Source organism: Cryomorphaceae bacterium (genome assembly GCA_017798125.1).
In the GTDB taxonomy this organism is placed as follows: Bacteria; Bacteroidota; Bacteroidia; order Flavobacteriales; family ECT2AJA-044; genus ECT2AJA-044.
On sequence record CP059070.1, the window covers coordinates 1,488,737 to 1,505,690 of the forward strand.

The 16,954-nt window shown below is 46.4% G+C and carries 17 protein-coding genes; 10 read left to right on the forward strand and 7 right to left on the reverse strand.

Features of this window, described 5'->3' with window-relative positions:
• Nucleotides 1–14 precede the first annotated feature (14 nt).
• A complete protein-coding gene (locus HZ996_06320; GenBank protein ID QTN38779.1) occupies nucleotides 15–1,403 on the reverse strand; it encodes an LPP20 family lipoprotein in 1,389 nt (462 codons plus the stop codon).
• Entirely contained in the window at nucleotides 1,400–2,797 is a 1,398-nt protein-coding gene (locus HZ996_06325; GenBank protein QTN38780.1) for a hypothetical protein, read from the reverse strand. Before HZ996_06325 ends, HZ996_06320 begins: the two co-directional genes overlap by 4 nt.
• A 156-nt stretch (nucleotides 2,798–2,953) precedes the next feature.
• Between HZ996_06325 and HZ996_06330 the strand changes: the two genes are divergently transcribed.
• The 8 genes from HZ996_06330 (at nucleotide 2,954) to HZ996_06365 (ending at nucleotide 11,051) form a co-directional block, all read left to right on the forward strand.
• Nucleotides 2,954–3,343 (forward strand): hypothetical protein, encoded by a 390-nt coding sequence (locus HZ996_06330; GenBank protein ID QTN38781.1) that lies wholly within the window; start codon nucleotides 2,954–2,956, stop codon nucleotides 3,341–3,343.
• A gap of 82 nt (nucleotides 3,344–3,425) precedes the next feature.
• Nucleotides 3,426–4,103, forward strand: coding sequence for a hypothetical protein (locus tag HZ996_06335; protein ID QTN38782.1), 678 nt, complete (start codon nucleotides 3,426–3,428; stop codon nucleotides 4,101–4,103).
• Nucleotides 4,103–5,317, forward strand: coding sequence for a geranylgeranyl reductase family protein (locus HZ996_06340; protein QTN38783.1), 1,215 nt, complete (start codon nucleotides 4,103–4,105; stop codon nucleotides 5,315–5,317). Before HZ996_06335 ends, HZ996_06340 begins: the two co-directional genes overlap by 1 nt.
• Nucleotides 5,314–6,471 (forward strand): tetratricopeptide repeat protein, encoded by a 1,158-nt coding sequence (locus HZ996_06345; GenBank protein QTN38784.1) that lies wholly within the window; start codon nucleotides 5,314–5,316, stop codon nucleotides 6,469–6,471. Before HZ996_06340 ends, HZ996_06345 begins: the two co-directional genes overlap by 4 nt.
• A gap of 70 nt (nucleotides 6,472–6,541) precedes the next feature.
• On the forward strand, nucleotides 6,542–7,468 hold the full coding sequence (locus HZ996_06350) for a TraB/GumN family protein (GenBank protein ID QTN38785.1): 927 nt from the start codon (nucleotides 6,542–6,544) through the stop codon (nucleotides 7,466–7,468).
• Nucleotides 7,465–7,941, forward strand: a complete 477-nt coding sequence (locus HZ996_06355; GenBank protein QTN38786.1) for a sigma-70 family RNA polymerase sigma factor — start codon at nucleotides 7,465–7,467, stop codon at nucleotides 7,939–7,941. Before HZ996_06350 ends, HZ996_06355 begins: the two co-directional genes overlap by 4 nt.
• Nucleotides 7,938–8,573, forward strand: coding sequence for a hypothetical protein (locus tag HZ996_06360; GenBank protein QTN38787.1), 636 nt, complete (start codon nucleotides 7,938–7,940; stop codon nucleotides 8,571–8,573). The genes HZ996_06355 and HZ996_06360 overlap by 4 nt, the downstream gene beginning before the upstream one ends.
• A gap of 114 nt (nucleotides 8,574–8,687) precedes the next feature.
• Nucleotides 8,688–11,051, forward strand: coding sequence for a TonB-dependent receptor (locus tag HZ996_06365; GenBank protein ID QTN38788.1), 2,364 nt, complete (start codon nucleotides 8,688–8,690; stop codon nucleotides 11,049–11,051).
• Here HZ996_06365 and HZ996_06370 read toward each other — a convergent pair whose 3' ends face one another.
• Nucleotides 11,052–12,419, reverse strand: a complete 1,368-nt coding sequence (locus tag HZ996_06370) for a DEAD/DEAH box helicase (GenBank protein ID QTN38789.1) — start codon at nucleotides 12,417–12,419, stop codon at nucleotides 11,052–11,054.
• A gap of 96 nt (nucleotides 12,420–12,515) precedes the next feature.
• Between HZ996_06370 and HZ996_06375 the strand changes: the two genes are divergently transcribed.
• Nucleotides 12,516–12,902, forward strand: coding sequence for an alkyl hydroperoxide reductase (locus HZ996_06375; protein ID QTN40010.1), 387 nt, complete (start codon nucleotides 12,516–12,518; stop codon nucleotides 12,900–12,902).
• On the forward strand, nucleotides 12,884–13,282 hold the full coding sequence (locus tag HZ996_06380; protein QTN40011.1) for a hypothetical protein: 399 nt from the start codon (nucleotides 12,884–12,886) through the stop codon (nucleotides 13,280–13,282). The genes HZ996_06375 and HZ996_06380 overlap by 19 nt, the downstream gene beginning before the upstream one ends.
• On the opposite strand, the gene HZ996_06385 is transcribed toward HZ996_06380, so the two are convergent.
• The 4 genes from HZ996_06385 to HZ996_06400 form a co-directional block, all read right to left on the reverse strand.
• On the reverse strand, nucleotides 13,279–15,084 hold the full coding sequence (locus tag HZ996_06385; protein QTN38790.1) for a glycosyltransferase: 1,806 nt from the start codon (nucleotides 15,082–15,084) through the stop codon (nucleotides 13,279–13,281). The two genes, HZ996_06380 and HZ996_06385, sit on opposite strands and share 4 nt — an antisense overlap.
• Nucleotides 15,085–15,175: 91 nt before the next feature.
• Nucleotides 15,176–15,847 (reverse strand): M15 family metallopeptidase, encoded by a 672-nt coding sequence (locus tag HZ996_06390; GenBank protein ID QTN38791.1) that lies wholly within the window; start codon nucleotides 15,845–15,847, stop codon nucleotides 15,176–15,178.
• 14 nt (nucleotides 15,848–15,861) lie between these two features.
• On the reverse strand, nucleotides 15,862–16,422 hold the full coding sequence (locus HZ996_06395; GenBank protein QTN38792.1) for a YceI family protein: 561 nt from the start codon (nucleotides 16,420–16,422) through the stop codon (nucleotides 15,862–15,864).
• Between the two features lie 74 nt (nucleotides 16,423–16,496).
• Nucleotides 16,497–16,913 carry a hypothetical protein gene (locus HZ996_06400; protein ID QTN38793.1) on the reverse strand — a complete coding sequence of 139 codons (417 nt, stop codon included), beginning with the start codon at nucleotides 16,911–16,913 and terminating at the stop codon, nucleotides 16,497–16,499.
• Between the last annotated feature and the right edge of the window lie 41 nt (nucleotides 16,914–16,954).

A 16,954-nucleotide genomic window follows, 5' to 3' on the forward strand; every position in this document is an offset into this window, starting at 1 on the left:
TAGAACGTCAAAATTCATCGGGTTGGTCTAACACGATCGACCCACAGCGGAAGGACTTCGTAAGTCAACCAGTCAACTCCTTCACGGTAGGCCGCCATGCCTGCATTTTGATAGTTCAATTGCACTCCTTTGATCTCGTGAAAAGAGGTACGGTAGATTTCTTCCACACCGCGCTTGATGATCATCTGCCCACGCAAGTAGCAAGTGGCCATATTGCGCGAAACACCAGAAGAGTCCGTATCACTTTCGATGTGAATGCTGTAGTCTGGATTGGTTGTGTCCGAGGCAAACCCATTTTCCAATAAAACCGAACGAACGGCGGAAGCGAGCATGGGCGTAGAAAGGGGAGTGCCCAGATTACTTTCCAAACTGGCCACCCTGAAAGTAGGGGCGAGGACTTCAAGTTCGACGACCGTTTCTTTGACTTTTTTTACCAATCCTTCGAGCACGTCACGTACCAGTCGGTTATCGGTTACTTGTTGTTGCCAGCGTTCGCTGTCAAATCGAGCCCGGATGTACTGAGTCCGCTCATTGGTCCGAATGACGGGAACCGGATAGGTCACCTGACCACTCTCGCCACTAGTGAAAACCGTCCCACGACTCAGTTGCTCGGAATACTTGATCAATACGGGAAGGCCACTTTGCGGAATGTCGGATTCGTTGACCAGAATGAAATCCAAGGACTCATTCTCTTGAAGGGTACCCTGTTTCATCGTTCTCTTGGAGACCTCGGATGCCACGTTCAGGCCTTGGAGGGTTTCCGCTAGTCGGAAATAGACTTCGTTCCCGTAAAAGTGCTTTTGACCTTGATCGTCGAATTCTTCCAAGGGTTCGCCCAGATAGGCTTCAATGGACTCCAATGCTTTTACATAGTAGGTGAGCGCCTCCACGGCGCGATGCTCTTCATCGGCCCGTAGGGCTTTTCCGTACCAGTCTTTGGACTGCGCCACTGCCTTGCGTTTCTTGGCTTCCTGCGCTGCCGCCCAATCCCTTTTACTCAATCGATAGAGGACATAGTAGCGCTCGTTGTCTTCCCAGGTGTCATAGACCTCGAAGCCTTCGAGTTCGATATCCGTCCGCGTGCGAATTTGACTACGGTACGATTCCGCGTACCCGGATGGGTCTTCGGTCTGGCTCAAAACGCTATTGGCGTTGACATTGACCGAGATTTCTCCCGCCAGGTCTTCGAGGGCATTTTGCTTAGCCACGGCGTTGTAGTCCAGTGGGTTCAGGGATTTAGAGGATCTCCCTAAACCGATGTAATAGTCCGGATTTGAAGGGCGTTGGCCAATCCAAGTGGGCGCCTTTTCCTTGGGCGTTTGCACCGTCTTCTGGGCACTGCTACAGGCGCCAAGTGAGGTGGCCAATACCGCCATTATCAATATGTATCTCCAGGCGCTCATGCTTCTGGGTTGAAGGTGATTAGTTTACGCGCCACACGCTGACCAGCGCTGCGGTACAGGATTAAAGCAAGCTCATCGATGGACGAAACCTCTCCGCTCGATTCCAAAAGACGTTCCAGTTCGCGTCGTTGACTGCGGCCGGTAAAGACTCGGTCACTGGAGCTGGCCTTGTCACGGCGCTCCCAAGTTCCAGGGTATAGGTAGCGATCGTCGCCATCGTACCGAGCCCATTCGCTCGCGTCTGATTCATTGAGTTCGATGAGATCAGATAAGAGGATTTCACCGGTTTCCGAGCTAATGAGTTTGTACTGAAAGGCCAATGAGACCTTGTTCTCTTTGTTGTACTGTTTGTAGTACACCTTGTCATAGCGCGTCACGGAGCGGTATTTTCCGGTCTCCTTGTCTAGGATCTTTTCGACGTATGCGTGGTAGCCTTTCTTGATTTCGCGCTTTTCGCTGCCTTTTTCTTCGGTCATCCGGACTAAGTGTCCACTGAGTACCGCGCGCGCACCGACTAAGTTTCCTGCATTCGCGGCAGTCTGCTGATTCACCAAACCAGTCATCCCCAGTTCTTGCTCGTCCAAGAGAATCTCCAAATGTTCTCGGTCTATGATGCGTAGGAATGGGTCATTGCTTTGAAGAATATCCTGAATGATGGCTGCGGCAATGGCTTCGTCAGACCCATCACTTTCTGTGCTGTTCTCGAAAGGAAGAAAAGCAATGGTGTAAGTCGCCTTTTCTTTACACCTGGATTGTAGCGTACGGCTGTCTTTGTAGTCTCGATCTTGAAGAATAGACTCAAACAAGTAGTACGCGGTACGGTATTTTTTGGCACCCAGTGCGGCTTTGGCTTCGCGGTATTTAGGTTCGAGTTTGGCGTAGTTTTTCAGTTCTTCTAAATCCGCATATTCTGGATCGAAACCGGCAATTTCCGTAAGAACCTCCTTAGCATCCGCAAAACGCTCTTCATCAAGTGCCTTTTGCGCTACTTCATAACGTTCGCTGAGGTATACGTCCTTGGACTCCTTATAGTATTCGGCATAGTAATCTGGGAAATCCAGATGAACGTGAACTCGGTCGACTAACTCATAGTATTCGCGAGCCTCTCTATACGTGTAGACGGCTTTTCGAAAGTCTTCTTGCCCAAAGGCGCGGTAGAATTCACTGAGTTGTTGGTTAAGCACAATTTGTCCGGTCTTCTTCAACCCGATTTGCGCATCGACATTAGTCCCCTTCCGTTGAAGGGCGAGTAAATAGTATCGGGCCGCTTCCTCGGTCATTTGAGCTTCCTCGAGCTGCACGGCCTTCTTGGTCATCTTATTGCTGCCCGTGCACCCTACAGCTATCCCCAGGAGGAGACCTGAAATCAGGAGTATGGATAGTCTTTTTTTCATGTCGGGTTTGTTTTCACCTATAGAAGGTCAAAAGTAATGCCAAAACTGTCGTGAACCTTAATGTTAAGTCAGTGTTAACAAAAAGTGAAGCAAGGATTACCGAAGTGTTAGGAAATTCTTATCTTCGTGTTAGGTATGAATGTAAAATGTGGAGCCATGAAGGTATTTATGACAAGTGTGCTGAGTATGATGATGCTGGTCGCCACTGCGCAAGACCCCGTTAAAACAGTGTATTACGAGGATGGTCAAGTCCAAGCTGAATACAGTATTTCAGAGGAGTCCGTGGTCTGGGCGTCGTTCTACTATCCCAATGGATTAGTAAGAGAAGTCGGACGGTATTCAAATGGGACTCCAGATGGATTCTGGCAGTCTTGGGATGAAAACGGAAGAAAAATCTGTGAAGCCTATTATGTGGATGGCGTTAAGGATGGCAAGTGGTTGTACTGGACCAACGAAGGAACGGTACAGTATGAAGTTTACTACGACGATAATGAAATCATCGACTACACTCAGTGGAACAGAGCTGATGTAGTGCTCGAGGACTAATTTTCACACAGCTAAGAATTAAGGCCCCCTACTATTAGGGGGCTTTTTTCGTTTATACCTGAAACAATGCCATATTTGTGGGATGCGAAAGGCGGTTATTCTTCTTTTGTTTGGGTTGATCGGATGGAGTGCTTCGGGGCAGAAGTACAATGAAATTGGTCTGACCATTGGAGCCTCTGGAATGGCGGGCGATCTCAACGACCCTTGGTCTAATTTGGCTGCCGCGGCCTACGAGATGCGACCGAACATCGGTATTGAATTCAGGCATTTCTTTTCTCCTAGACACAATATGTATACGGCCTTCCGAATGATTCACTTGCATACGCATGAGTTTAATTACGGAAAGCCTAGAGGATTAAAAATGAATGGGAATGTGAGCTCGTTGGAATTGAGATATGAGTTCAATTTAAGGCCCTACACCAGGAGTACGTATTCAGCGAGTACTATGGTCGATAATGATTGGTGGACTCCTTATATAGGATTGGGGGGATCTGGGATCTACTACAATCCAAATATGCAATTGAAGGGTATGGATCCAATTAAGGGATTCAATGATAATGTCGGCTTCTCAGGTGCAGTTCATTTTGCCTTTGGTGTAAGATTTGACTTGCCTCGGGCTATGGGTTGTACCATCGAATTTAATGAACATGTGACATTTACGGATCGACTCGATGGTCTTGAGGACGGCGATCCTTATGATTGGTTCTACTGTGTCAATATAGGGTTTAGTATGCTCCTCTTGAAAAAAGGGTTTTACTGATGATTTATGATATTCTAATCTCCGGTGGTGGCCCTGCCGGAGCGGCTGCTGCGATCGGACTAAAAGGCTCAGGGTTAAATGTAATTTTAGTCGACAAGAGTACATTCCCAAGAGATAAGATATGCGGTGATGCTTTGAGTCCTGATGTTTGGAACCAACTTTTACAGTTGAATTTACCTCTGGAAAACCTTAAAGAATTTACCCATAAGGTGCCATCTTACGGAGCCAAAGTGAGCAGCCCTTCTGGGGAAACTGTAGAGTTTGAGTTTCCAGAAACCAAGACCGGTTTGGCTCCAGGTTATATATCTGAACGAATAGCCTTTGATGAATATATGTGGAGGCACGCATGTTCCTCACCAAATGTTGAATCTCGTGAGGGAGTAGCCGTAAAAAGTGCTTCAAGGAAAGGCTCATATTGGCAAGTTGATACGGATCACGGTAGCGTTAATGCCAAAGTCTTGTTTATCGCTGACGGAGCGCAGAGTAGTCTGGCCAAATCGATTGGAGGTGCATCAGTTGAACGCAGTCATTACTGTGCAGGTTTAAGACAGTACTGGAAAGGAGTTAGTGGATTTCACGAAAAAGGATTCATCGAGCTACACTTCGTCGATTCTGTAAATCCTGGATACTTCTGGATGTTTCCACTTCCCAATGGTCATGCGAATGTGGGGATTGGCATGCTTTCGAGTAAGGTTGCTGAGAAATCGGTCAATCTTAAAAAAGAAATGGAGAACATCATTCAAAATCATCCTGACTTTAGAGATAGATTTAAGAATGCTGAGCCTTTAGAGAATGTGAAAGGATGGGGATTACCAATCGGTTCCAAGAAAAGAAAGATATCAGGTGATCATTTTCTCCTTCTTGGTGATGCTGCTTCTGTGATAGATCCAGCCACAGGTGAAGGTATCGGAAATGCTATTCGTACCGGTCGTGTAGCAGCGGAGCTTTTGCCAGACCTAATCAAGAAAGACAAGACGCAGGCAGGGGACTTAAAAGCCTATGATGAAGAAGTGTATAGACGTATGTGGAGTGAATTGAAATGGAGCCGAACACTTCAAAAATTACTACATTATCCATGGCTTATCAATTTTGTCGTTCGAAAGTCTGCACGAAATGAATCAGTACGAAGACTCGTTTCCGGATCCCTTTCAGAAATGGACAAACGCAAGAATATCTACAATCCGCTTTTCTACTTAAGAATTCTTCTCAATTGAAAGGAGTAGTTCTAGTTCTCGGTATGTTGAGTATTTCGATCTCAACATATAGCCAAACCTCTTCAAGTGTCCTGGACTCTGTCGAGGCGTTAATGCGCGTTCGCCAATATGATGACGCTTTGAAGCTGATCAATCAAAGTGAACTGTCTCAGCCTTCTCGAAAATCGGCGTATTTAAAAGGAAGTATTTATCAGCGTTTATTTCAAGAAGAAAAGGCCTGGATTTCATGCTCAGAGTTGCTCTCATTGGACTCGAACTGGACTCCAGGGTTGACATTATCCGCGGAAGTAGCGAACGCTACAGGCCGGGATACTACAGCCCTAGTATTGTGGCAAAAACTAGTTCGAAAATACCCTGAGTCATCCAGATATCATCGCCAATTCGCTTCTACCTCTTTGCGCCTGGGAGTTTTGCCATTGGCCATTCATCATTATGAGCAAGCGGTTCGTTTGAATCCATTCGATATCTCTTCCTTAGCTCAAGTAGTTGAGCTATATGAAGGACTTCAGAACTGGTCTGTTGCAGATAGCATGGTGCAAAGGGCTTTGGAGTATCAGCCAGCCAGACGGGAGTTGTACTTGCTCGGTGCTCGTATTGGATATCGCTCAGAACGTTTTTGGACGGCTTTGCCTTACCTAGAATCGGCTGACTCCTTAGGTACTTTAAGCCCAACATGGAATGAAATCTATGGCATATCTCTTTACCGTTCAGGATATGTGGAGGAGAGTATACCTGTTCTCAGACGACTACATCCCAATGACGCTGAAGAAGGGCCTACCTATGTATTGGCAATGGCTTATTACAGACTCGAGAAGTTTGATTCGGCGGCAGTCTATTTTGAGAAGGCTGCGACTCTAGCCACATCGGATGAGCTTCCGGTCTACTATGAGTTTCAAGGAAGGAGTCTCCAGTCAGCGGGGTACCCAGAACTGGCTGTGAATGCATATAAGAATTCCTATTACTACGACCCCTCAGATCCCGTGTTTACCTATCTCATTGCACGAGCCTTCGATGAGGCTGGAAATAGAGAACAAGCTGAAGCCTACTACAAGAGCTACATTGAGAAAGAAACCGATCAAGAAAGTGATTACTACCAATTCTCGGTTGATCGTTTGACTCAATGGAGAAGGGCGGATTTCTTCAAAGGCGAATAAATTTTTGAAGTAGATGTAATTTTTTGTGGCCTCCGTTCGACTAATAAATCGAACACTTAATTTAAATGCCATGAAACTGAAACACCGCATACTTCTTCTTTTAGCCGTCTTCTCCTCTACCACCTTTTTTGGACAACTATATGCAGGTCCTGCAGACGGCCGACTCTTGCCAAACAGGAGTGAAAAGGGACTATTCTGGAAGGTCGAAAAAGAGGGAATGTCCGAACCCATTTATTTATTCGGGACGTATCATTTACTCAACGACGGTTACCTAGAAAAGTGGCCAGCAGTTCTTAAAGCCTATGACCAATCGAGCTCCATTTTGGTCGAAACAGAAATCGATAGTTCCCAAATCCCGGTGGCTCTTAGTATCGGTATGATGACAGATCAGACTCTTCAAGTACTTCTGGATTCTGCCGACTATTTCTTAGTTGATCAAGAGGTTCAGACTACTATGCATATTCCCCTTTCACAGCTGAATCAAATGAAACCCATGATGGTCGCTATGGCCCTGACCATTGCTTACAATCAAGCAGCCTTTCCTGAATTGTCTGATATTCCGGGCATACCCATGGATGTTTATTTCGCATCAGAAGGCCATAAACGAGGGAAGAATGTTCAAGGTTTTGAATCTATGATAGAACAGAGTCATATGGTTTACGACAGTGTATCAATTTCAGATCAAGCTACTGATTTGGTCCAATTGGTATTAGATAAAGACGAAGCTGTAGAGGTTACCGAGGCCATTATTGAAGCTTATAAAAGCAATGACTATTCGGCTATAGAGCGAATGGAAAAAAAGGACATGGATCATTGGGGCTCCATTGACCACCTTCTAGAAGACCGAAACGACAGGTGGGTGAAGCAAATTCCCCAAATCGTTCCTAACGGGGGAGCTTTTATTGCTGTGGGCGCAATGCACCTCGTCGGTTCACGCGGACTGGTTGAGCAATTGAGGAGCCAAGGGTATAGCGTACAACCCATACCAGTTCAATGAAGAATAGGGCAGAGTTCGAGCTGTTAATTTCCGAGAATCGCGGAATCATTTTTAAGGTGATTCGACTCTACGAAGAGCGCGAGGAGGAAGTCAAAGATCTATATCAGGAAGTTTTACTTCAAACGTGGAAGTCCTTTCACTTGTACAAAGGTAAAAGCAAGTTCGGAACATGGCTGTATCGAGTCACCTTGAACACTGTTCTTACGCACCGTAGAAAGGAAGATCGGAGAACCTTGACCCGCCCTTTTAATGAGTCCGAGGAATTCACTGAAGAAGCTGATAGAAACGAAAGAAAAGAAGCGCTTTGGGGCGCAATTCGCTGCCTCAATGAGTTGGACAGAGCATTGATTTCTCTGCACTTTGACGGGTATGATTACAGTGAAATCGGTGAAGTATTGGGTTTACAAGCCTCTAATGTTGGTGTACGCCTCCACCGGATAAAAAAGAATCTTAAAAAGATCATGAAGCCATGAGTGACGACAATAATAGTTGGATCGATAATCTAGGCGATGAAATAGATCGTGACTTAAAAGAAGTATGGGCGAGTCTTTCTGAGGAAAAGGAACAAGCTATGGACGTACAAGAAATAAAGAGATCCAAACATCCAGTACAACATCTTCGACGCCAAATGGGGCTCAAAACCCTCTACTTTGCCTTGGGTATTGTAGCCATCATAATCATGCGGTTTGCTACGCAGAACGATTTGAGTCGAACGTTGATGGACATTGTCATCGTCAGTTTCATAATCTGTGGAGTTTACATAGCTGTGGTCTGGCAACGCCTACCTCGTTGGATAGACCCAGAGTTAAATGTTCGAAGTACTTTGAAATCAGCGTACCGACGAACGAAGCTTGCGCTGAGGATTGAAGAGGGAATGGGGCTTTTTCTCTATCCTATTGCTGCCGCTGCCGGAATGTTATGGGGTCGGGAATTGCGGGACCCTTCGCTTGCCGTAGATCAAGATATAGATTGGATGATTCTACTGATGGTAGTCGTGGTGGTTACCCCATTAAGTCATTTCGCCGCTGTTTGGATGAATAAGTGGGCCTTCGGTAAATATTTGAAGCGTTTAGAACGCATGTTAAGCCAGTACTCTGAAAAATAAAATTAGACAAGCCTAAAAATATTACTTTAGTAGCCTATAAATAGAGCGAAAAACACACGTTTTTATTTAGAATAAATCTACATAAGCACTACATTTGTGCGAAATTCGTGGCAAGTGAAGTATTTAGGTCTTTTGTTTTTATCCGTGTTCTCCATTCAGTTATGGGGGGAATCCATAGAAGGAGTGGTCATGGACTCAGAGGGTCCTGTTGTTGGAGCCGCGGTCCTTTTGGACGGTACAACCGGGACTTCTACGGATGCTGAGGGTCGTTTTCGATTTGTTGACATCACCGATGGACGATATACACTCGAGGTCCGGTTTATTGGATATCGAACGCTCAAGCAGGAAATTCTGGTGGAGCAGGGCGCCCCAGATTTGATTCTGACCATCATTCCAGATCGATTGGGGCTTTCCGAAATAACTGTTACAGCTGATCGGTCGGAAGTTGAGCGTTACGAATCTACCGTAATCGTTCGTGCTATTGACGATCGTATTTTTGATCAAACGGCTAGTCTGAGTATGGCAGAGGGTTTGGCCTATTCCCCTGGGTTGCGTCTAGAAAATAATTGTCAGAACTGCGGCTTCACACAACTGCGAATGAATGGCCTTGAGGGCGCCTATAGTCAGATCTTGATTGATAATAGGGCTGTATTCAGTTCACTTGCAGGAGTTTACGGTCTTGAGCTCATACCGACACAAATGATTGAGCGTGTTGAAGTACTGCGCGGTGGAGGATCAGCTATGTATGGAGGAAATGCCATCGCGGGGACGGTCAATATTATCACTAAAGAGCCAGTTGCCCCTTCCTTTGAAGTTGGGCTTCAGCAAGCCTTCGTAAATGCAGAATCTTCTGACCGCGCACTGACTTTTAACGGATCCGTGCTCAGCGAGAATTACAAAAAAGGCTTGACCTTTTTTGGTATGTACCGAACCAGAGAAGGATGGGACGCCAATGGAGATGATCTCACCGAAATTGTAGCCCTGGAGAACCTATCTGCTGGTTTTAATGCTTATGTCCGTCCTTCGGACCGATCCAAAATCAAGTGGTCTGGAACTTTGATTAATGAATATCGACGCGGCGGAGGACAACTAGAACGTCCGCCACATCAGGCCAACCTAGCCGAAGAGTTGAGCCACCTCATTTTTAATACGCAAGTGTCGTACGAACAGTACCTTCCTGGTGATCGCAGTAAAATAGCCGTATACGGTAGCCTGCAGCACACCGAAAGGGATAGCTACTACGGAAGTGGGGGTAGAATACTGACTCCGGGAGACAGCCTCACGCAAGAAGATGTTCTAGCCTTGAATGCTTACGGGCATAGCAGTGATATCGCAGCTGTTGCCGGTGCGCAATGGAATTGGAATGATGGTGAACATTGGGCGCTTACTGCGGGCTCTGAGTTTCAATACAATCGCGTTCAAGATGATCAATTGGGTTATGAGCGATCTTTAAATCAAAGGGTTCAAACCTTGGGGTCATATGCTCAAGGAGATTGGACGCTGAACAATCGCTGGTCCTTCTCTCTTGGGGGAAGATTGGACTTGGTTCGAATCCGTGCGGAGTACGATTGGCCGAGCAGCACAGATGTGAACAACCAAAGCCTTCCTGTATTTGTCCCTAGAGCGACGGTCAAGTACACCATCAATGAGTCTTGGAAATTCCGAGCTTCCTATGCTCAAGGCTATCGTGCTCCTCAAGCCTTTGATGAGGATTTACATATCGAGATAGTAGGAGGTGAGGCTGTATTTAACCGACTGGACCCTGATTTAAGACCTGAGCGTTCGAATTCGTACAACGCTTCACTTCAATGGGCGCCATATCGTGAGGAGCTTCAGTTCAACATGGTTTTTGAAGGGTTTTACACCGACCTCAATGACGTTTTCTTTACCGGCAATCTACAGCCTTTGCCAACGGGTGGTTCGGTTCGCCTAGTTAGAAATGGGAGTGGGGCCGTTGTCTACGGCGGAAATATTGAATTCAATGGGGCGTTCCAGTCGGATTGGAGTTGGCAAAGTGGAATAACCATTCAAGCCGCTCGGTACGATGAAGATGAAGTCCTATGGGAGCCGGAAATGATTACCGATGCGAATGCAGACAGTGTGATTTCCACATCCAATATTCTAAGAACTCCCCCCGTCTATGGGTACGGGACTGTCAATTTCGAAGGCTTGTCCAATTGGACTTTCTCCTTGTCCGGTGTATTCACTGGCCGGATGGATGTTCCTCACGTAATTGATCCTGAGTCCGGATATACGGTTGTAAAGCGCACGGAATCCTTTATAGAGCTCAACCCGAAGATTCGCTACCACCACGATGGGCCAGAGCACGGATTTCTTGAGGTATATGGTGGTGTGTTCAATCTTTTGAACAGCTACCAAGAAGATTTTGATACCGGAGTTGATCGGGATGCAGGGTACATTTACGGACCCGCTCGCCCGATCACCTTCTACGCCGGAATTAAAGTTGGCTTAGACTGATTAGCCTTGACCGCCGGAGGATCCGGAACCACTAGACTTATTCGAACGGTTTCCTTGAGAACCATCTCGACGAGGCCCGCGCCCCCCAGAAGACCGACCTTTTTGGTTTCGGTTTCTATTCCCTCCAGACCGACCACCACCAGATCCTTTAGAGCGGTTTGCGCCTCTACGGCGCGATGTGTTTCTTCGCCGGTTTCGACTCCCACCTCCTTGTCCCGGCTTCCGCCAGGTAGGACTGTCTCCGAGATCTTCCGGAGCAGGGTGTTTTTCCAAAGTCCGTTCTATAAGCCGCTCAATTTCATCAAACCGGGCCATGTCTGCAGGATTGACCAGTGTAATGGCCACACCTTCAGTTTTGGCCCTTGCTGTTCGGCCAATGCGGTGAACATAGTCGGCTGCATCAGAAGGCACGTCGTAGTTAACAACTAAGTCTATATCCTTAATGTCAATTCCACGGCTCAAAACATCGGTAGCCACCAATACCCGTGTTCTTCTCGACCGGAATCGAGACAGAACAGCTTCTCTTTCTTTCTGCTCAAAGTCCGAAGAGATTCCATCCACTCGGTAGTCCTTGTGCTTTAAGGAGCGTATGATTGAATTCACTTTCTTCTTGGTACTGCTGAACACCAAAATACACTCGTACTCCGGATGCTCTCGGATGATTCGTCGAAGAAGCGGAGACTTTTGCTCGTCAAATACTCGATAAATCCGTTGTTCAACCTTTTCGCTTGGCTTGGCAATGGCAATCGAGATCTCTTCAGGTTCGTTGAGGAGCTCTCTCCCCATTTTTCTGATTTTCGGGGGAAAAGTTGCGCTAAAGAGGAGATTCTGACGTTTTTCGGGCAAAAAGCTCACGATTTTCATAATGTCGTCGTGAAAGCCCATGTCCAGCATTCGGTCGGCTTCATCTAAAATCAGATGGCGTACGTTCCCGAATTTCACATGACCTTGCTGCAAATGGGAAATGAGTTTACCTGGAGTGGCAACGATAACATGCGTTCCGTTCGTGAGTGCTTCTTTTTGTAAATCCCATTCACGGCCATCACCGCCCCCGTAGACTGCAGCTGAATGAACCCCAATGAAATAGGAGAAGCCTTGAATTTCTTGGTTAATTTGGACTGCCAGTTCCCTCGTCGGTACAACGATAAGTGTTGTCGTATGCTGACTGGGATTTTCAGCTAATTCATCTAGGATGGGTAGGAGGAAAGCAGCGGTTTTGCCTGTTCCGGTTTGTGCACAGGCAAGCACATCTTTTCGATTCATGATCGCAGGGATTGCTTGCTCCTGAATCGGTGTCGCCTCCACGAAATTCATATAGCTGATGGCTTCCAGCAGCCCTTCGTGTAGGCCTAATTCCTTAAAAGTCATATATATCTATTGTTCCTTGTAAAGGTACACTATTCCGAACTTCTCTAAGAATAACGCTGTTATCCGACCATGAAACAAGAGCATTTCCCTCATTGGATGACCCGTGTTCTCCAAGCAGCTGCCATTTACAATGTGATCTGGGGCGCCTGGGTAGGACTTTTCCCGCAGCACTTTTTTCATTTGACCGGTATGACTCCGCTCAACCACCCCATGATTTGGCAGGGGATGGGTATGGTTATTGGCGTTTACGGCCTTGGATATTGGTGGGCTAGCTACAACCCCATACGGCACTGGCCCATAGTAGCGGTTGGGTTTTTGGGCAAAATTTTGGGACCCGCTGGGTTTGTATTCAATTATTTGACCGGTGCTGCTCCGGCTGAATTTGCTTATACATTAATTACCAATGACCTGATTTGGTGGATTCCATTTGGGGCCATACTTCTTCACGTACACCGAACGACACAATGGAATTTGAGGGCCTGAATTCTTGGGGGCTAAGGGCCCTTTTTGCCTTTTATCTGCTGGGAGGAATCAATCACTTTGTCATGCCCGAATTCTATTGGGGCTTGATTCCGCCTTACCTTCCGTTCCCAGGAACGCTGAATATTCTAGCTGGAATTGCAGAGGTTGTCTTAGCCTTTGGGCTATTGATACGCGAAACGCGCAGAATCGCTGGCTTTGCTATTATTCTGATGCTGGTGACCTTCATTCCGGCTCACGTTTATTTTATCCAAATAGGGTCCTGCATTCCAGATGGCCTTTGTGTCTCACCGACTATTGGATGGGCCAGGCTTCTCGTCGTTCATCCGCTTTTGATGTGGTGGGCTTATTCATCGACAAGAAAAAGCATTAATCACGCTTAGGCTTTTAAAGCCTCCTCATAGGCTGTTTTGTAGTACTCTAATAGAACGCCCCAGTCAAAATTCTCGCTGAAAGTTTCCAATTTGTTGCGTTGAAGCATGCGGTATCGTGCCGTTGACTTAACAAATTGCATCAAGAAATTGGCGAGGTCTTTGACCTCTTGCTTTTCAGTCTTTTTGCGTCGTTTTAATACGAAAATACCGTCTTCGTCACGAGCTTCTTCCATTTCATCGATGTACACCCCAAACCCACTTAAATCTGATGTAACCGTTGGTATTCCACGTGCAACACATTCCAGTGGTGTATAGCCCCATGGCTCGTAATAGCTAGGGAAAATTCCCAAGTGACATCCTCGAACGAATTGCCCATAATCCAGACCGAAAAGTGGATTTGTACTGTTGATGAAATCTGGATGATAAACCATCTTGACCTTGTCTAGGGGACTATTTACCAGTTGCTCATCCCGCATGAAATTTAAGATCTCATCGTCTGTATCATTCACAAGATTGTGCGTGACAATAATGGGCCATTGCTCCGTTTTCCAGCTCTGAATGGTTCGGCGATAACGCAGCTTCCAATAGTCATCGATGAGGTCGTTTAGATTTGGCAGTCGGTGCCCTTCCGTAGACTGAGCAGCAGCATAAAACAACTTCTTACCGATTTGATGTTGAATGGACTCGCAATTGCTTCGAATCTCTTGCATGACGCCTCGACTCTCCAGTACGTCTGGATTAATACTCCATGTTGGCCGGTTGGTAATGAAGAACATGACGACAGTCTTGTCGACACCTTCCTTCTTCATCATCTCATTCAACAGCTTTAACGCCTTTAAAGTGATGTCGTAGCCTTTGTTCTTGTATTCATAGCGACCTGAAGTAAAAAAGTACAGGGTGTTGTCCAGATCGAAGGGATAACTTTTGAAGAAGTGGCCAATGACGAACTCGTGTATTTTCTCTTTGTATCGCTCGTGTCGATTCTGAACTTCGTGAAAGGCTGCGTACCGTGTAATATTCAACCCGTTGGGAGTCACAAAATCCGGCTTTTTACCGAGTAGGTGCTCGCATTCTCGGCCCGTAACTTCAGATACCGTCGTAAAGCTATCCGCTTTATCCGCGCTAAAACGCTCGATCTGAGTCATAGTGAGCACGCCGTACTTACGAGCTTCCGCCTCCCAGTCATACTTGGGGAGAATGTCGTAGAACTTAGGGTCGTTCATGGCCAAGACTCTTCCGAGCATGGTTGCGTGGGTCGTAAAGACAGTCTTAATGGGTAGCTTTTCGTGCTTGATATCCAGAATAGGAATGGAGGCCATCCATTCATGGAAATGTGCCACAATAGGCCGACTTTCTTTAACAACTTCTTGACTCAATATTCGAAAGAAGGTGTGATTCACATCGGACCAAAGGACCATGTCATTAATAAGATCATGATCCGGGTCAACATCAATTCCATGAACTTCATGCATACGACGATGAAGGGAGTCCCGGCGGTTAAAAACATTCTGCAGATTGAGCAGCACAGCTTTAGGTCTACCGGTCACCAACCATCGTCCGTATTGAACTTCGTAGCCCATACCCCGCATTTTTTCCACGGTTTTCCCGATGGGATCGCGCATGTCCGTGATGTCTTCAAACTCGGCCTGAATATCCTTGTTTGCGTTCGGACCTAAGAGACAGTAATCATCACCCCATTCCGCAACGGCAGCGGGCACCTTAGATCGGATTACGGTATAGATTCCTCCAACTTGATTGCATACCTCCCAGGCGCATTCAACGACTAGTGGTGACTTTTTAACTTTTGCCATAGTGACGAATTTACGTCATAGGGCGTTATAAAAAAACAGAATAAAGAACTCCGGAATATTATGTTTTCGTTTGGTTTCGAGCGGCGTTACCCTAAGGGACAAAGTTGAAATATGTATTGGGAAAAGGCTCGTTTTCCAAAGTGAAATGCCACCACTCTTCTTTCAAGGGTAAAAACCCCTCGGCCAACATAGCCTCCCGTAGAATCTGCCGATGAGCGTAAGCAGAATCTGAAACCCCTGAAAATGATGGCCAAGATTCAGGCCCGAAGAAATCCCATCCCGTCCCCATATCGACTTCTTTTCCTTCCTGATCGATCAGAGTTAGGTCCACGGTGCTTCCTCGGGAATGACCGCTTTTCTTCCAGATATATCCTTCAGGAACCAAAACTTCCTTGGACAGATCAGGATAGTACTTTGATTTAGTTAAGGTGTCACTTGCTTCTTGAGTCCATCGCATAAAATGGTCTACGGCCCTTTGCGGCCGGTAGGCGTCAAAAACTTTTAGTCCATACCCTTCAGAAGCCAGTCGGTCTTGAACCCGTTTCAAGGCTCTAGCGGCCGGTTCCGTGATGATAAGGTGATTCCCGGAGTACCCATCAACGGGCCGTCCCACAAAATTGTCCGATCCTGCATATCGCAATTCGACTTGAATTCTAGGATCGATCTCATGCAAATACACAAAGCCATCAGGCAGCGGTTTGTCACAGCCGAAAGAAAGCCAGGCCATAACACAAACAAGTATTTTGCGGCTCACTTGTTTCATAAAGATGTGATGACTCAGGAAACGGGCTTGAGTAAGGCGTCAATATCTACGTCAATCTCTTTGGCGATTTTATCAGCCACTACAGACGGAATTTCAATGCCGTAGTCGGCGCAAGGAATGAGCATGTGCGTTTTCATACGGATACTTCCATCTTCAAGGACTTCAAGACTTCCTTTCTGAGAGACTTCGTTGGTAACACCATGAATGGTCATTTTTCCATTCACCACCACTTCGTAAGATCCTGCAGCGGATAGTTCTATCTCTTCAAAGTCTTCTACTTGACCTGTGAAGGTTGCTTTCGGGAATTGATCAGACTCCATATAGTTCTCATTGAAGTGTTCCTCCATAAGCGCCTTCTTGAACCTAAATGCCTTAATCAATACCTGAAAAGCCACTTCTCCATTGGCGCCGTTCAGAATCGTAGCGACTTGTGCATTGGTCGCTTCAACACCATCATCTATTTCGCCATTGGATTTAAAATAAATCTCCGCTGTTCTGGTAATGTACTTGGTCTGGGCCATTCCAGAGGTGACGGCAAGCATCACAAAAGACAGTAGTAAGGCGAGTCGCTTCATGTTCTAAGGAATATTTGAATGTGAGGGATTATTGTTTGTTGTAAAAACGAAGGTGGAACGGTTTTAAGCACGACCTAAGGTTCGATGAAAACGCATCTGCTCAAAACGACATCGAGCATAGTGGATCCGGTGCAAATACCTTTAACGGTAATCTCGTTTCCGACCAATTCACTTTCGTTGACTAAGGTTTTTTCCATGCCCGCAAGCACCTGGATAAAGCCATCAGAGCCGAGCACGATGGTCACGTCCGCAGAGTCTCCCGGGATGACTTCTGTAACCACTCCAGTGACTTCAAGAACTTTGCCGAGGTATTGCTCCCCCGCTTGAGTTTCGTCCTGTTCGAAAGCCCCAGCTAAGGCCATACTCGTAATTTGCTCATCCGTTTTCATACTCGCCACACTGGGAACGGGTTTGAAAAATAAATACAAGCCATAGGCACCGCCAAGCATGGCAAGCACAATTCCGATGAGGAGGACCTTCTTCAAATTCATAGCCCCGAGTGTTTAGAGTTATCTAAACATACACAAAATCG

Bases quoted from the DNA above. Each gene is read 5' to 3' on its own strand.
- HZ996_06320 (QTN38779.1), bottom strand. From the start codon at position 1,403: ATGAGCGCCTGGAGATACATATTGATAATGGCGGTATTGGCCACCTCA.
- HZ996_06325 (QTN38780.1), bottom strand. From the start codon at position 2,797: ATGAAAAAAAGACTATCCATACTCCTGATTTCAGGTCTCCTCCTGGGG.
- HZ996_06330 (QTN38781.1), top strand. From the start codon at position 2,954: ATGAAGGTATTTATGACAAGTGTGCTGAGTATGATGATGCTGGTCGCC.
- HZ996_06335 (QTN38782.1), top strand. From the start codon at position 3,426: ATGCGAAAGGCGGTTATTCTTCTTTTGTTTGGGTTGATCGGATGGAGT.
- HZ996_06340 (QTN38783.1), top strand. From the start codon at position 4,103: ATGATTTATGATATTCTAATCTCCGGTGGTGGCCCTGCCGGAGCGGCT.
- HZ996_06350 (QTN38785.1), top strand. From the start codon at position 6,542: ATGAAACTGAAACACCGCATACTTCTTCTTTTAGCCGTCTTCTCCTCT.
- HZ996_06355 (QTN38786.1), top strand. From the start codon at position 7,465: ATGAAGAATAGGGCAGAGTTCGAGCTGTTAATTTCCGAGAATCGCGGA.
- HZ996_06360 (QTN38787.1), top strand. From the start codon at position 7,938: ATGAGTGACGACAATAATAGTTGGATCGATAATCTAGGCGATGAAATA.
- HZ996_06370 (QTN38789.1), bottom strand. From the start codon at position 12,419: ATGACTTTTAAGGAATTAGGCCTACACGAAGGGCTGCTGGAAGCCATC.
- HZ996_06375 (QTN40010.1), top strand. From the start codon at position 12,516: ATGACCCGTGTTCTCCAAGCAGCTGCCATTTACAATGTGATCTGGGGC.
- HZ996_06380 (QTN40011.1), top strand. From the start codon at position 12,884: ATGGAATTTGAGGGCCTGAATTCTTGGGGGCTAAGGGCCCTTTTTGCC.
- HZ996_06385 (QTN38790.1), bottom strand. From the start codon at position 15,084: ATGGCAAAAGTTAAAAAGTCACCACTAGTCGTTGAATGCGCCTGGGAG.
- HZ996_06390 (QTN38791.1), bottom strand. From the start codon at position 15,847: ATGAAACAAGTGAGCCGCAAAATACTTGTTTGTGTTATGGCCTGGCTT.
- HZ996_06395 (QTN38792.1), bottom strand. From the start codon at position 16,422: ATGAAGCGACTCGCCTTACTACTGTCTTTTGTGATGCTTGCCGTCACC.
- HZ996_06400 (QTN38793.1), bottom strand. From the start codon at position 16,913: ATGAATTTGAAGAAGGTCCTCCTCATCGGAATTGTGCTTGCCATGCTT.